Below are 16,184 nucleotides of genomic sequence, written 5' to 3' on the forward strand. Positions count from 1 at the left end.
ACCATGTATACGAAACGCGCCCCTAGTACGATCATCAATGTCGCTGAGAAATCATCACTTTACGAGCGAAAAAAAGCCGCTCATTATCAATGAACGGCCTTATTTGAAGTAACCAACAAAGGTTGAGGGTAGAATTTACGGCGCAGGATCGGCGTAAATGGTGCCATCACCTTCTAGTATCCACACTTCTAGGTCAGTCTCAGGCACGTGGAACAAGTCATCACTGCTGTTTTTCTCATCCCCTTTATGCACAATGAATCCAACTTGCGCAGTGGGATCATCCAACTCAATCAATGCGTATTGGCCGAATGAGTCAACCCCACTAAACGCTATGGGTTGTGTCCATGTAGGAATGCTAGCAGGATTTACCCCATCTCCCCACACATGGAGTCCCCAGCCATCGTAATCAGCGTTTTGACGTTGATAATGTACGATAAGAGCTTGTAACTCATCGACCTTCAAGCTTGGCGCGGAGGTATCTGTCGCATTGAAGGTAACGCGATAGGCTGTAGTACTTGCCGGTGTTGCTAGTGTTAGATTTCCCCCATTATCAACAAGTTCCTGCTGCTCACCTGGGGTTACAGCAGTGCCACCAAAGTTGATTGATGCCCAATCGGCATCCGCCACCTTAAACTCAATGACCCCATCACCATTACCATCCGATTGCGGCCCTAATACCACATCCAGTTGATAGCGATTTTGACCGATATACTTAAGCTCGTCTTGGGTAGACCAACCGTTTAGCTCGCCACGGACAAACACCGGAACATCAAACGTCGGTAAATCCTCGCCTAAGCTTGCACCTTGCTCAACCAGTAACTCTAAGTTGTCGCCAATAGGCGTAAACGTAAAGTCGTAGTACGCGGCAGCGGGTGCATCAAATTGGTCATTTCCAGACTCAGCGCTGGTCAATAATACCGGCTTATCTAACTCAACCAATTCAGACGGTGCCGACAACTGACGACTCCAATCGCTATTGGCTAACTTAAATTGAGTGTTTCCAGCATCCAGTACAATTTGATGACGATAAAGCCCATCACTCCAATAACTTAATGGAGCGTCTGCCGCCCAGCTATTGTGGTCTCCACGCAAGTACATCGCTTCCCCAAGCGGCCCAAAATCTGGACGTATCAACGGCAATAGATAATCTTGCACACCATCCCCATCTTCATCGGCAACCACCAGCACAAACTCAGTCAGTCCACCAACCTCGAGTGTGCTCACCAAATTGCTCGGGTTTGACGACATCAACAAACCATTTTCTGTCACTGGACCACCAATATTAAGCGGGCTCCAGTTACTGTCCGCAAACTTAAACTCCATGTCACCGGCAGACACATCAATGCTGACACGATAATGTCCTTGACCTAGGTACTCCATAGGATCTGCACCCCACCCATTTAGACCGCCGCGCAAGTTAACATCACTGCCAATTGGGAGATCCACCGCACTCAGTAAATCAATGCTTATCGCATGTTGAGCGCTGGAGTTGTCTTCTTTGGCCAATGCGCCTTCATGGTTAAGGAATAAATTGGCGCTAAGCTCCGCCGAATCATTTTCATCAGACAAGCTCACTACCTGATTGCGAGTAATGATTAAAGGTTTGTCCAACTCGTAGAAAGGTTCCGAGTAATCGCCAAAGACCAGTAGTTGAGTTTGATCTGACTGCAGCCATTCCAACTTAAACTGCCCCTGGTTAAGCTCGATAGGACCTTGCATACGTCCACTTTGGTTGATTGCGTACGCAATGGATCGATCATTGCCATTTTGGTAGGTAACACTTAAATCTGTAGGTACTCGAGAGTCCACCAGCGCGTTCACCCACTGCTGGGCAAAGACACCATCAGCATTACTGGTGCTCACTTCTACTTCTAATTGAGTACCATCAGCAAACTCGCTGACATCCCAAAATAGCTGATAAGGGGGGGTCATATCTGTGGCGATAGGCACCAACTCACCACCATTGGCTCGATAGGCGAAGTTAACTTGGTAGATAGGAAGTGGCGTCGAGGCAAGCGCGTCTAAATCGACCGATAGCGCGATGCTACCGCTGGCAATGTCACCATCACTTAACCCTGTGACTGACAAAGAGGATGTTGGCGAAACTTCAGCAGCGCCTTTTGCTTTTAACACCACAAAATCCAACGCGCCAACCTGAAGTTGCAGCTCTCCACTACGAACTTTGCCGGCACGTTTTCCACCGTAGACCACATCGTATTTTTTAAATTGAGTCTCCAGAGTTAAGCTCTGAGCGTCGCTGGCGTTATTCATTGCCACTAGATAAGTTTCACCAGTTTGAGGATCGACACGGTTAATCACATAGAGGCCAGCACCTTCGGTTTCGGCGTAGCGTTCGATCTGGATCCCGGTTCGTAATACAGGATGCTCGCGATAGATTTTGGCAATCTTGCTAAGGTGTTTATAAATAGGGTGCTGCTGATCATAATTGGCATCAGCGGTCGTCGCAGACGTTCCGATGAGCTGATTGTCGTTGTAAGTATCGACTAATGATGGGTCCATATTCTCTCGAGCATCTTGATCGTTACCATCACCGGTAAAGCCCTGCTCATCGCCGTAGTAAACCACGGGTACGCCGCGTAAAAAGTACATCATTGAGTGAGCTAATTTGGTTTTTTCCAAGTTCTCGGCGGTATCCTCGCCACCCAAGAAAAATCCAAAGCGTCCCATATCGTGGTTACCCACGAAATTCATTAAACGACTCGCGTCGCTGTCCGCATCGTTGTAATAGTCATCTGCGATAAACAAATCACGTAGTGCAACGGGGGACTGCTGATCCGCAACCACCGATCGCATAGCGCCTTGAAATCCGAAATCGAGCACTGAGGGCAGTTGACCAACAGTCGTAAACTTGCTTAAATTTTGTGGATTGGCGTCGTACACTTCGCCAAACATAAAGAATTGTGGAATGCCTTCTTGCTGTGCATGCGCTTCAATCGCGGGCGCAAACTCCTGCCAAAACTCAATGTTTACGTGTTTTACGGTATCGATTCTAAAACCGTCTGGTTTAAATTCAGACACAATGTTTTTAAAAATATCGATCATACCTGCGACCACTTCAGGGTCATCGGTGTTGATATCGTCTAATCCAACAAAGTCGCCATAGACCGAGTTTTCACCCGAGAATGTGCTGTCACCTTGATTATGGTAGTACTTAGGATCGTTCAACCATTCTGGCACTTTGTCGTACTCTTCTCCTGCGGGAATAAACGGCGTGTAGGTATCACCGGCCGCGACTTGCTCAAGCGACTTATATTCACAAGTGGTTAAGCCCTCCTGAAAACGACCATCGACATCGTGACACTCTTCGTATTTGATAACGTCAGCAGTGTGGTTGGTAATGATGTCAAAGAAGACTTTGATGTTTCTGTCGTGAGCGTCATCAATCAGCGCTTGAAGATCATCGTTACTCCCCAAATGTGGGTCTATTTGCGTAAAATCGAGTGTCCAGTATCCGTGATACGCCGAGCTTTCTCCTTGTACCGCTTTGTTCTTAAGAATCGGGGTCATCCATATTGCCGTCACCCCCATGTCTTCTAAGTAGTCAAGCTTAGCTCGCAGTCCTTGCATATCCCCACCGTGGTACCAAGCTTTATGCGTAGGGTCAAAGCCGTGGTCCTCGCGACCACCACCAATATAGCCCTGGTCGTTATCGGTATCACCGTTGTGGAATCTATCGGGCATCACAAAGTAAAAAACGTCATCTTTAACGTCTCTATCTAAATAATGATCAAGTTGACTATCTGGCTTACAAGCACTCAAGCCTAGCGCTAGGGTGATCGCTGCTGCTACCCCTGTCCAAGCCGCCTTTGGTTTTGACATTTTGTTGTCCTCCATTGACATTGACGTGTATTTTTCTCACACCTCAATGTAGCAACGAAATTGACGGTTTTTTTGCAAATAAAAGGGTTAAATGCTGATTTGCTAAATAAAAAGCGGTTTCTTAGCATTTCTTTATTAAAAACATGATTTTTATAACGTTTTGTAGGGTCTACAAAATGCGAGGTAGATACCCATTTGTACAATATTGGATTACTCTCAAGCAAAATATGCACTGTACAGAATGTGACCAGCAACTCATTCGCTTTTACCGGCTGTCGCACCAATTATTCGGCTATCACAAAGTAAGCTCTCATATATGAGAATAGTCAACCTGCTTCATAAAAAAGGCGAATTTCAATTAGCCAATTACTCCCCACGTTGGTATTGCGGAAAGGGTTTGTTTTTGAACGGTAGAAACGGATTTTGGTCACATTTTGAACAGCAAAAACTACACCTTTAACATTCCCCAATAAGACTTGGATCACACGTGCTCATACTTCATTAGCACTGTCTAAGTAGCTCACTACTTTCATTCATTGTTCAGATTGGAAAAGGAAATCAATCATGTTCAGAAAGCCCTTATTGACCAGCAGTATCATTGCCGCGATTGCCGCGCTCCCTGCTTACGGTTCGTCACCACACTTTGTGTTTATTTCAGAGTACATAGAAGGTGGCAGTTTTAATAAATCAATTGAACTCGCAAACCCAACCGAAAGTGACATTACTCTCGACAACTATTCTTTAGCTAAGTCCGTCAATGGCGGTGGCACGTGGGATAACGTGCTAAGCCTCAATGGCTATTCCATTGCGGCGGGCGATGTTTTGGTTATTTCACACACCGATGCGAACGCGGCCATACAATCAGAAACCGACTTAACCGATACCAGCGTCATTAGTTTTAACGGCGATGATCCTGTTGCATTGCTCGACAGCAATGGCGACGTGGTCGATGTTGTCGGCGTTATGGGCGACATTAACTTTGGTAAAGACGTAACCTTAGTAAGATTGTCAGAGTACTTCACTCCATCAAGCACCTATGATGCAAGTCAATGGCTCCAATTAGGTAAGGACATCAGTAATGATTTGGGCAAGTTAGGCGCAGCCACTGCACCGACGGCCTTTAATTGCCTGGACAATGATTTAGAGCCTGTATTTACCGATATCCAAACATTGCAAGGGGATGGTTTCAGTTCTCCCTACGTCGATGGCTACCCCTACGAGTCGTCACAAGAGTTTTACGTTAAAGGTGTCGTATCGGCAGTTACCAGTGGGCTCACTAAAGGGTTTTATTTACACGCCTTAGTCGACGACAATGATCCAAATACCTCAGAAGGTCTGTTTGTCTCAACCCAAGCGAATGTCAGCGAACTGAGCCCCGGTGACGTTGTGTGCGCCTATGGCAAAGTACAGGAATACTACGACCTTACGCAGCTAAAAATTGATGACGACAAATGGGTCACATTAGACCGCCAAGAAGCGCCGCAAGCTATTGCGATCTCAGTGCTCGATACCGATCAAAGCTTTGAGCAAACCTTAGAACGCTATGAAGGTATGTTGGTCGAACTCGATCAAACTTTGGACATGCGTGTCTCTCGCACCTTTGGCTTCGATTACGCCGCCTATCGCAACAACATGGTCGTGGCCCACGAGCGCGTCAATATGCAGCCTAATCAGCTACACCCTGCTGGATCGCTAGAAGCAAACCTAGTACAAGCTGAAAATGATGATCGCCGATTGTTTATTGAGTCTGACACCAAAGCACCCAACGGCGTGATCCCTTATTATCCCGATTTCGGCCTGTACGATGATGATGGGGATGGTTCTGCCGATGATTATATTCGTATAGACGACACCCTCACTGGAGCTCAAGGCGTGATCACCTACAGTTACAACGATTACCGTCTAATTGTCACCAATACACTGTCGAAGGATAATTTTGTTCATAATCAGCCTCGCTTAGATGAGCCAGATGTGGCCGCAGGTGATTTGCGTATTGCGACCTTTAATGTCCTAAACTATTTCAACTCTCCATTTGGTGGAAATGACAATCAGTTTGGCAGTAATCGAGGTGCTTACAGTGATGACGAGTTTGCACTGCAACAGCATAAAATCGTTCAAGCTCTAAAAGGCCTAGATGGCGACATTGTTGGTCTAATGGAGATTGAAAATAACGGCTTTGGAGAAGGTTCGGCTATCGAGCAACTCGTGACCGAACTCAATGCCATTATTGACGACGAAGATAATCATTATGAGTACGTAGCCGTCGACTCGAACCTTAATGATGAATTCGATGCGCTTGACTCGGTGGGAACCGATGCGATTGCAGTCGGCGTTATTTACAAACCAAGTGCGGTAAAACTGCTTGAAACTGACGTGATCGTCATGCCACGCCAAGATGCCCCAGCGGTGATCATTGACGGCGAAGAGGTGGAAAGTGGCAAAAATTACCAACGTGATGCACTCGCGCCCACCTTCCAAGTATTGGGTGGTAAAAAACGTATTACTGTCGCGGTCAATCACTTTAAATCGAAAGGCTCTTCGTGTTGGGAAGACGTTGCGCCCGTAGAGGAAGGTGGTCAAGCTTCACAAGATCCTGATAAACAAGGCTCGTGTGAAGCATTTCGCGTTGCAGCGGCTGTTGCCTTAGGCGAAGCTCTAAAAGGCGGCGGCTCGTATAAAGTGATACTGGGCGATCTCAACTCTTACGCAAAAGAAGACCCAATGCTTATCTTAACCGATTACACCATGGGTCAATATGGCAAAGAGATTCGAGCTGCAAGAAACACCTACATTGGCGATGAGCCTCAGTTTGGTGACGAGGGGGCAGTGATTGACCACCATTACGGTTACATCAATGCGGTTGAAATGATGCAACCCGAAAGTTGGAGCTACTCGTACAACGACGAAGTGGGTGCTTTGGACCATATTTTGGTCAGCAAATCTCTTAAAAATCGAGTCGTTGATGCCGCTGAATGGCACATCAATGGTGCGGAATCGAGTCTGTTTGCATACAGCGGTCAATACACTGGAGACTTACCTAAATACTCAGATATTTACCGCTCTTCGGACCACGATCCTGCCGTTGTCGAGCTGCAAATTTATAAACGTGGCGCATCAATGGGATGGGGAGTGATCTTTGGTCTTATCGCGTTGATAGGATTGCGAAGACGTAACCTCGCTTAACCAATAGCGCTGCAGCCCAAAAGTCAATAAGGTCCCTAAACGCTAGGGACCTTTTTACTTTCTAATCCATTTATTTTCTAATCCATTATGGTAATACCGTCTTCCTTTAACAGATCCTCACTTAAGCAAGTTGACAGTATCAATTAATTTTTGTGACAATGATCGAGTTTTAGTCCACTACGCAGCAAATATAATGAAAAAAACACTGACTCTATTGGCGATGATACCGCTATCCAGCCTAGCGCAAGCGGCAGAAGCCAAGGAAGACAATCAAAAGTTGGCGGATGACCCAACCCGTGTTACGACACAAATGGGTGTATCATACTCAGATAACTACCAAGGCAATAACGACAAATGGACGTTTTCTGGTTCATTGGCGTTTGATCCAGTACGAAAAATCAATGTCTCACTTAACGAAGATGCCTCACAGTGGCGTGTCGGTGGCTCTTGGTTATTCGACGTAGGGATAGTCAATTTTAATTTTGGAAAGAATGAATTTGCCGACGGCACAACACAGACCAATTATAGCGTTGGGACATTTATGCCGTTGTCTTACTTTGGATTTGCCCCTGGTGGCTTCCAAATATTCCCTATGGCCGGTTATACCTACAACGACGCAAAAGTTGTGTGTGATAGCTCTGACACCAGCGGCGAATGTTTTAACTCTAGCACCTCGCAAGACAATCCAATCGTAATGATCCCACAAACCAGTCACTCCGGATACCTTGGTGCGGTTGCGCTTAGACCTTTAACCACGAATTTGACCTTCACCATGTTTGGTGCGGGTACACTAGGTAGTAATGATTACAGTGGTTACTGGCTTGGTGGTGGGTTTGGTTACCAAGTTACCGACCAACATAGCCTCACCGCGTATACCTTTATTCAAGATAACTCTTACGGTCAAGAAGAGCGCTTTAGCTTAGGCTACAAATACCAGTTTAAATAAGATTGTCTGCCCACATCCAAAGGTGTGGGCGCATCACCTTCAGCTCTAGTCGCAATCGTCTAGCCGATTCGGTATCCTAGGCGCAGACTCCCACTGCATTCTGCGCGATGTACTCTCATGCCGACCCCCACTCTCGATACACTGTTTTTCCCTCTGCGCTCTGACTCTATTGAGCTGCCAAAGCGATTTACTTTCCCTTTTTATTATCAGCCACATGATATCGCGGTCTTAGCCTCTCAACACTTGCAGCAAAGACTAATAGCGAACAAAAAGTGGAACACTCTATTTGCGCTTTCTGAGAGCGGCGATTTAAGTGATACGCAACTAAGTTCGCGCGGAAAAATGTTTGGGGTGCTAATAGTAAAAAACGCACAAGGTGAAGTGGGTTATTTGTCGGGCTTTTCTGGCAAGATTGATAACAGTAATCACCACTTAGGGTTCGTACCTCCTGTTTACGACATGCTGGATGAAACGAGCTTTTTTGCAGAGGAGATGAACACGCTTAACGCATTGCACGCCAAGCTAAACAAGCTGGAAGCCGACCCTACACTGCCAGATCTGCTTTCTAAGCTATCCACTATCGAGCAGCAAGCCAAAAGCGAGATTTCTACTTTACAAGCAAACATGGTGATCAGTCGCGCGGAGCGTAAGCAGCAGCGTCGCCTCGCTGAAACGTCTCAACAGCCGCAAGCCATTGAGGAACTTAATCAGCAGTTGGCGCAGCAAAGCATTGTAGAAAAAAGAGCGCTGGCGACACTAAAAGCGGATTGGAAGCAAAAGACAGAGCACATTCAGTCTCAAGTGAATGAGTGTCAGCAAAACTTGGAACACGCTCGGCAAGCTAGAGCCGAGCAGTCACATCGACTGCAGCATAAACTCTTTGCTCAATATTCGTTTCTTAATGCGCAGGGTGAATGCAAAGATTTAAACCAAATCTTTGCCAATACCGCCTATAAAGTGCCGCCCGCAGGAGCTGGCGAGTGCGCTGCACCTAAACTCCTACAATACGCTTATGCGCAGGGCTTAACGCCAATTGCCATGGCCGAATTTTGGTGGGGACACTCGCCTAAATCTGAAATTCGCCACCACAAGCAAGTGTACCCGTCATGCATGAGTAAGTGTCATCCAATTCTGGGGCACATGTTACTAGGCCTAGAGGTTGACCCAGATCCATTGGAAGAAAATCCAGCGCAGCATAAATCCATCGAAGTGATCCATCAGGATGAGCATTTTATCGTGATCCATAAACCCGATGGGTTGCTATCGGTACCGGGGAGAAAAATCACCGACAGCGCCAAAACACGCGTTGAAGCATTGTGTCCAAATGCCGATACAGTGTTTGTGCTGCATAGACTCGACATGGCAACGTCGGGACTGCTGGTATTTGCACTTTCGCAACGCGCTAACAAACACCTGCAGAAACAGTTCATTACCCGAGAAGTCAAAAAGCGGTATGTCGCGTTATTGCAAGGTGAGCTAGCAGAACAAAATGGTCAAATCGACTTGCCGCTGTGTGCTGATCCTTATGATTTGCCACGCCAAATGGTCAGTAGCCAAGACGGCAAGCCAGCATTGACTCATTTTTCAGTGCTGGAGCACGTCGATACCTATGTCAAAGTCGCGCTCGAACCTCACACAGGACGTACTCATCAGTTACGTGTTCATTGCGCCCACAAAGAGGGATTGAATGCTCCGATCGTTGGCGATGCACTGTATGGACAAAAAAGTGATCGCCTATATTTGCACGCAGAGCAGCTGGCGTTTACCCATCCCATCACTCAGGAGTGGATGAACTTTTGTCGAGAAGCGGACTTTTAAACTAACCCATTGGGCCAAGATTCTTAATCGTAAAGAAGTGAGCGTTATTGTAGTGCCGACAGCATAGAAAGTTTTTAGTGCAATTCACTTGACCTGGGAGCTACTCCAAGGTTTTATGCTTAGGTCATGATGTAACAGTGGATTGCCATTATGCTCACTTCTCAACTCGCCAAAAAAGCGTCCGTACCAACGGACACCGTACGTTACTACACCAAACGTGGTTTACTGACGGCAACGAAAAACCCGCACAACGGATACAAAGAATACGACTTAGCGGCGTTGCAGCGACTCAAGTTTATTCACCAAGCGCGTGAAATTGGTTTCAGCTTAAATCAAATAGAGCAAATCATCGACGCAGCGAATGAGGGGCAATCTCCCTGTCCAACCGTCCGTCAGTTATTGCTGCAGCACATAGAACAAACCAAAGCTCAAATAGAGCAGATGAAAACACATTTGGCCATGCTGCAAGAGACCAAAGCACAGTGGGCGCAAGAGCCTGACTCAACGCCAAATGGTGAATCAATTTGCTGTTTAATCGAATCTTGGGCGGACACCAGCAAGGAGACCAACTTATGAACCAGTATCAATTGAATGTCAGTGGTTGGTCGTGCATGGGCTGCGTGAACAAGACTCACAAAGCGCTCCTTGAGCACGATCCCCAATTAGAATTAGCAGCCGCTGAGGATAAACAATCTGCAGTATTGACCACTCACCTAGCACCACAACAAACCATCGCCATTATTGAAGAGGTGGGTTACCGCGCAAGCTTATGTCATCAGGATAATCAGCAGCATCAATTCGACACTCAAAATGTTAATTGTGGTGGCTGCGCGAAAAAACTCACTAATGCCATTTTAGAAGACGATGCGAGTGCAGAGGTTACGGTAAATGTCGCGGACAAAACGGTGACGATTGAGTCGTCGCTTAGCCGAGCACAACTGTCTGAGCGTCTTAATGACTTAAATTACCTTGCGACTTCCAGCGCAGTTGAAACGGTTAAAAAAATCGTACCTAATCAAGACCAAACCAACTCTCTTCCAGACAGTGACTCTCAAGCAGAAAAATCAGAGCAACCAAACACTCAATCCTACTTGCGATACAACTTGTCGGGTGTCACCTGCGCAAGTTGCGTGAGAACTATCGAGAATGCATTAAACAAAGTCGAAGGGGTTGAAGACGTTGCCATCAACTTTGGTAATCGGACCGCCACTGTCTATACCGAGCTTGATTCTACTCGTATCAAGCAGGTTATCGAAAAGGCCGGATATGACGCATCGCCGATTGTCGATGAAGCAAAATCTGCAGAGCTACGAGAGCAAGCAATACAGGATGAATACAAGCATAAACTGCGCAACGCCGCACTAGGGACAGGCTTGGGGCTGATCCTCATGGCCAGCATGTTCGTCGATGGTAGTATGGTTCTTGTTACCACCAGTTCGCGCATTCTTTGGTTCTTTGTGGGACTTGTCACCCTTGCCATCATGTGGGTTGCAGGGAAGCATTTCTTTACTGGCGCGATCAGTGCACTGCAAAATCGAACCAGTAACATGGATACCTTGATTGCCCTTGGCACCTCATCGGCGTGGCTGTATTCCATGTTCGTGGTGTTATTTCCAGAACTCGTGCCCGCCAACTCTCGTCATCTCTATTTTGAAGCAAGCGCGATGATCATAGGTCTCATTAACTTGGGACAAGCTCTTGAGGTAAAAGCGCGCGGTCGAACATCTAAAGCGATCAATCGCCTACTCGACTTGCAAGCCAAAACCGCGATGGTCCTCGATGCCAATGGCGAGCCTCAACTCACTCCCATAGACGATGTGCAGGTGAGTGACCAGATTCTGATCCGTAATGGCGAGCGCATTCCCGTAGACGGCATTGTACTTAATGGGGACACCAATATTGATGAGTCCATGTTAACGGGTGAGCCAATTGCGGTCAGCAAATCGACAGGAGATAACGTATCGGCTGGCACTGTTAATGGCGATCACTCCATCACCATCGAGGCCACTAAAATTGGCCGTGACACGTTGCTAGCGCATATTGTCGACATGGTGTCCAAAGCGCAAAATTCAAAACCACCCATTAGTCAGTTGGCAGATAAAGTGTCGGCGATATTTGTCCCTATAGTGATTGCCATCGCGATTATCACCGCTGTCGCTTGGGCTCTGTTTGGACCGCAGCCTGTACTGGTCAATACTTTGGTCGCCGCTACATCGGTATTAATCATCGCTTGCCCTTGTGCTCTGGGATTAGCCACGCCCATTTCGACGATGATTGGTATCGGCAAAGCTGCCGAAGTCGGTGGGCTGATCCGTAATGGGGATGCATTGCAAAAAGCCAGTGAGATAGATGTGGTGATCATGGACAAAACCGGCACGATCACCCAGGGTAAACCTAGCGTGACACACCATTATTTACACGCCAGTGAGCTCGCCACGCCAAAACAGATTTTGACATTGGTGTATCAAATGGAGATAGGGTCGTCGCACCCTCTTGCCGATTGCCTCAAGTCTTTTAGTTATAGTGCGCATGAAGCCACCACCAACCTTACTCTTTCAAACATTCAAGCGGTTGCTGGGTTGGGCTTAACAGCCCATTGGAATGAGCACCGCATTTCGCTAGGCAATCAGACTCTAATGGCACAAGTTGGTGTCGACAGCACCAAAGGTCACTGTTTTGCTAATCATCCTAGCGATACCCATGTCTATTTGGCGATAGATAACCAACTTGTGGCTGAGTTTGCAATTAGCGACCCCATCAAATCCGATTCCAAACAAGCCATTGCTCAATTGCAGGCGCTCGGTGTCAAAGTCGTCATGCTTACCGGAGACACGCCAGAAGTGGCGAAGGCAGTGGCAACGCAAGTCAATATTGATGAATACCATGCCAGTTTAATGCCCTCAGATAAGCTCGACTGGGTTAAGCGCTTGCAGCAACAGGGATTAGTGGTCGGAATGGTTGGAGATGGGATCAATGATGCCCCTGCTCTTGCGCAATCGGACGTAGGATTTGCCATCGGCCAAGGAACCGATGTCGCCATCGAAAGTGCCGACATCACGCTTATGCGAGGCTCACTCAATGGCATTTCGCACACAATAGCCATCAGTAAAGCGACACTCAGCAACATTAAACAGAATCTGTGGGGGGCGTTTATCTATAACAGCTTAGGCATTCCTATCGCTGCGGGGTTGCTGTACCCAATTACGGGTATGTTGCTTAACCCAATTGTCGCTGGCATCGCAATGTCTTTGTCGTCAATTACGGTAGTCAGCAATGCCAATAGGCTCAGGCTTGTTAACCCCGAGTCACGTTCTGGTGCAAATTAATTCATTAGACACAATAGGCGGCGAATCGGTCGCCTAACTGGCTTGTCGAGGTTGCTTGCTGCGATTACACTGTGCCAAATACTAACGCTGTCAGACGGTTGAGAACTTTAATGCCAAATCCACACCCTGTAAGTTGGGTTATTTTAGCCGGAGGCCAAGCCACGCGTATGGGAGGCGAAGATAAAGGCCTTATTGAGCTGGCAGGCATCCCTATGATACATCATGTGTTCAATCGTTTATCGCTCCAAACCGATCGCATTAGCATCAATGCCAATCGTAACCTCGATGAGTATCGCCAGTTAGCCCCGGTTTTCACCGATGAGCTATCGGGATATCCGGGGCCGCTAGGCGGCATCCATGCAGGACTCACCCAATCAAGCACTCATTGGGTTGGCTTTGTGCCCTGTGATAGCCCTTACCTTAGCGATCATTACGTTGAGCGCTTCATGCGCGAAATTTCTGATGATGTCGACGTCTTAGTCGCTCATGACGGCAAACATCAGCAGCCGGTTTTTTGCATGTATCATCAAAATGCTCTTCCTAAGCTCAACCAATTTCTTGAAAGAGGAGAGCGTAAAGTTCGCTTGCTCTATCAAGAGTGTAAGGTCGGTTACGTCGACTTTAGCGATGCTACGCATTGTTTTATCAACCTTAATACGCCGCAGCAACTTTCTGAATATGGACAAAAAAAATGATAACCAATGACCACACACTGCCCATACTAGGCTTTGCTGCGTATTCAGGAACCGGAAAAACCACCCTTCTTGAGCAACTGCTGCCTAAGTTAACTTCTGCAGGCCTAAGAATTGGCATGCTTAAACACGCTCACCACGACTTTGACATCGACCAGCCTGGTAAAGACAGCTATCGGCTGCGTAAAGCAGGAGCCGCTCAAATGCTAATAGCGTCTGCAAATAGATACGCAATGATGGTTGAAACACCTCAGCAAGAGCCCAGCTTTGAAGAGTTACTTTCTCGCTTTGATGTCACACAGTTGGATCTGATTCTTGTCGAGGGCTATAAGCATCTATCCTTTCCCAAAATAGAGCTTCATAGAACGGAACTGGAAAAGCCGTGGCTGCACGTAAGCGATCCAACGATTATCGCCATTGCTGCCGACGAGCCTGTGCAACGCACAGACCTGCCGCAGTTAGCGATTGATGATATCGATTCTATTGCACAATTTGTGGTGGATTACGTATCGCAACACTCAGCGTTAAAGCGCAAATAACACCGCTGCACTAGAAACGGTATCGACCGGCGACGCCCACAAGAAGCTGCTTATCGTCGAACTCAAGATCGCGCATATGGATAGAGACAGTACCTCGTATATCAATATGGCGGCTGAGCGTGTGGATCACATCAAAATTGGTGTAGGTCGTTAGCCCATCACGCCAACCCAATGGCTCAACACTGAACGCTCCACGCCAATCAGAACTCAGCTGATATCCAGTGTAGAGATTGCCAGTCACTCCAAGACTTTGATAGTGTGAAAATCCGTAGTCTTCGGTGCCCCTGACTGGACCTGCATTAAACCCAAATGACCAACGCTCACCGTCATACTGATAGCCCATAAGCAGCGTGAATTTACTAAACGAATAGTCAATCTGCTCTAACGAGGTCGCTTCGTATTGATATTTGGGCAATAGATACAGGCCATTCCAATTCGCACTTTTTAAAGCCATGTCCATGCGAACAGGGTGCTGACTAGACATTTTTGATTCATTGGCCACCAACAGCCCAAGATCCGCATACTCTAGATAGCGATTCACCTCAGCCTGAGTGATCACAGGGGTTATGCTAGCCATTGCCGCCAGACACATTATGCTAATAGACTTCATGTTACCCCTGGTAGTACGCGTAATCTGGATAGGTTTGGTCAAACTCGATGATCGGTATGTAACGCACACCCTCACTAGAAATCTGCATCGCAATTGCTCCGTATTGAGGAGCGGAAAAAATGCTGCCATCGCCAACTCCTGATTTGCGTAAAGAGCCACCACCACCGCCACTCACCATATAGGTTGTGCCGTCAAAGCTTTCTATCAGCTGCAAGTGATGATCATGCCCAGCCGCGCAAAGGGTCACGTTATACTGCTTCGCTAATGCACCAATGGTGTCGATCAGATATTGATTGTCTTCATATTGTCCATACACACGTATTGGGTGGTGGGTGACAATGATTTTGTGGTCGGCTGTAGATTCACGCAACTCTTTGTCCAGCCAAGCGATTTGGTCCAGACAATAGCGGTTTTTAATAAACGGATACGAATCCAAGACATAGATATCGACGCTTAAATTACTGTCACTGATTTGAGTTTGAGTGACTTTAAAAAAACGCGAAGGCATCGCCAGTACTTCACTATGTCGGTTCGCGAAATTGATGAGTGCTTGTGGGTTCCCATAATGATCGTGATTGCCTAGTGATCCAATCATAGGAATGTAGCTGCCATCAGATTTTGTCAGCGCTGGGTTGGCGTAGATATGTTCGAACTTCGTGTACGCTTGGGGATCTTGGGCATCCAAAATTCCGTCTGGATAAATAATGTCGCCCGTATGGATCATAGCGTCCACTGGATACAGTGCGTGATAATCAGCGATGTTATCCGCCACTCTCTGCTGCTCAGCATTACCCATACCTGAGTCCCCCAAAATGACCAAATTTATGGTGTCATTGGGGAGCGGCAATAATTCACTGAGTGGATTAAAATAGCGGTCTAAACCGAAGTTGCCTTCACCGGGTTCTAGATAGTAATGTGCTGTGTTTTTTGCCTCATCACGTATATATTTACACCCAATAACAAGAGGGCTGAGAATAACAGGAAGCGTTGACATACCCTTAAGAAAGTCGCGTCGTTTCAAAGCGAAAATGACTCCAATTGATAAATCATCGGGCGGCTTAAGTCACCAATCTGGATAGCACGCACGACAAATCACGACCACTGCATATTTACAGTGACCGTGGGTTAATTTTGGGGTGCGATAGTAGCAACTTTAGAGAGGTAGCGCTGTACTGAAACTAGGCAAAACAGTAACCAATAATAACAAAAAGACCCAAGGTAACTCATTGA

The 16,184-nt window shown here is 47.0% G+C and carries 9 protein-coding genes and 1 pseudogene; 7 read left to right on the forward strand and 3 right to left on the reverse strand.

Features of this window, described 5'->3' with window-relative positions; genetic code table 11:
• Window positions 1-135: 135 nt before the first annotated feature.
• On the reverse strand, window positions 136-3,840 hold the full coding sequence (locus ST37_RS16940; protein WP_197687478.1) for an alpha-amylase family glycosyl hydrolase: 3,705 nt from the start codon (window positions 3,838-3,840) through the stop codon (window positions 136-138).
• 564 nt (window positions 3,841-4,404) lie between these two features.
• Between ST37_RS16940 and ST37_RS16945 the strand changes: the two genes are divergently transcribed.
• The 7 genes and pseudogenes from ST37_RS16945 to mobB form a co-directional block, all read left to right on the forward strand.
• Complete coding sequence (locus tag ST37_RS16945) at window positions 4,405-7,023, forward strand: ExeM/NucH family extracellular endonuclease (RefSeq protein WP_084888588.1); 2,619 nt, start codon at window positions 4,405-4,407, stop codon at window positions 7,021-7,023.
• 193 nt (window positions 7,024-7,216) lie between these two features.
• Complete coding sequence (locus ST37_RS16950; protein WP_084888590.1) at window positions 7,217-7,969, forward strand: hypothetical protein; 753 nt, start codon at window positions 7,217-7,219, stop codon at window positions 7,967-7,969.
• Between the two features lie 117 nt (window positions 7,970-8,086).
• Complete coding sequence (locus ST37_RS16955; RefSeq protein WP_084888592.1) at window positions 8,087-9,787, forward strand: pseudouridine synthase; 1,701 nt, start codon at window positions 8,087-8,089, stop codon at window positions 9,785-9,787.
• A gap of 150 nt (window positions 9,788-9,937) precedes the next feature.
• Window positions 9,938-10,363: a MerR family transcriptional regulator gene (locus tag ST37_RS16960; RefSeq protein ID WP_084888594.1), complete on the forward strand. Its 426-nt coding sequence runs from the start codon at window positions 9,938-9,940 to the stop codon at window positions 10,361-10,363.
• The gene (locus ST37_RS16965; RefSeq protein WP_084888596.1) at window positions 10,360-13,113 is read left to right on the forward strand and encodes a heavy metal translocating P-type ATPase; all 2,754 of its coding nucleotides are present in this window, start codon (window positions 10,360-10,362) and stop codon (window positions 13,111-13,113) included. The genes ST37_RS16960 and ST37_RS16965 overlap by 4 nt, the downstream gene beginning before the upstream one ends.
• Window positions 13,114-13,223: 110 nt before the next feature.
• Entirely contained in the window at window positions 13,224-13,808 is a 585-nt protein-coding gene (mobA, locus tag ST37_RS16970; RefSeq protein ID WP_084888598.1) for a molybdenum cofactor guanylyltransferase MobA, read from the forward strand.
• Window positions 13,805-14,314 (forward strand): annotated as a pseudogene (gene mobB / locus ST37_RS16975) (molybdopterin-guanine dinucleotide biosynthesis protein B); the annotation flags it as partial. The gene mobA and the pseudogene mobB, both read left to right, overlap by 4 nt.
• 40 nt (window positions 14,315-14,354) lie before the next feature.
• Here mobB and ST37_RS16980 read toward each other — a convergent pair.
• The gene (locus ST37_RS16980) at window positions 14,355-14,921 is read right to left on the reverse strand and encodes a hypothetical protein (RefSeq protein ID WP_143698241.1); all 567 of its coding nucleotides are present in this window, start codon (window positions 14,919-14,921) and stop codon (window positions 14,355-14,357) included.
• Between the two features lie 34 nt (window positions 14,922-14,955).
• Window positions 14,956-15,975, reverse strand: a complete 1,020-nt coding sequence (locus tag ST37_RS16985) for a metallophosphoesterase (protein WP_084888605.1) — start codon at window positions 15,973-15,975, stop codon at window positions 14,956-14,958.
• Window positions 15,976-16,184: the final 209 nt, after the last annotated feature.

It is taken from the genome of Vibrio sp. qd031 (assembly GCF_002100145.1).
Lineage (GTDB): Bacteria > Pseudomonadota > Gammaproteobacteria > Enterobacterales > Vibrionaceae > Vibrio.

Bases quoted from the DNA above. Each gene is read 5' to 3' on its own strand.
- ST37_RS16950 (WP_084888590.1), top strand. From the start codon at position 7,217: ATGAAAAAAACACTGACTCTATTGGCGATGATACCGCTATCCAGCCTA.
- ST37_RS16945 (WP_084888588.1), top strand. From the start codon at position 4,405: ATGTTCAGAAAGCCCTTATTGACCAGCAGTATCATTGCCGCGATTGCC.
- mobA (WP_084888598.1), top strand. From the start codon at position 13,224: ATGCCAAATCCACACCCTGTAAGTTGGGTTATTTTAGCCGGAGGCCAA.
- ST37_RS16980 (WP_143698241.1), bottom strand. From the start codon at position 14,921: ATGGCTAGCATAACCCCTGTGATCACTCAGGCTGAGGTGAATCGCTAT.
- ST37_RS16955 (WP_084888592.1), top strand. From the start codon at position 8,087: ATGCCGACCCCCACTCTCGATACACTGTTTTTCCCTCTGCGCTCTGAC.
- ST37_RS16960 (WP_084888594.1), top strand. From the start codon at position 9,938: ATGCTCACTTCTCAACTCGCCAAAAAAGCGTCCGTACCAACGGACACC.
- ST37_RS16940 (WP_197687478.1), bottom strand. From the start codon at position 3,840: ATGTCAAAACCAAAGGCGGCTTGGACAGGGGTAGCAGCAGCGATCACC.
- ST37_RS16965 (WP_084888596.1), top strand. From the start codon at position 10,360: ATGAACCAGTATCAATTGAATGTCAGTGGTTGGTCGTGCATGGGCTGC.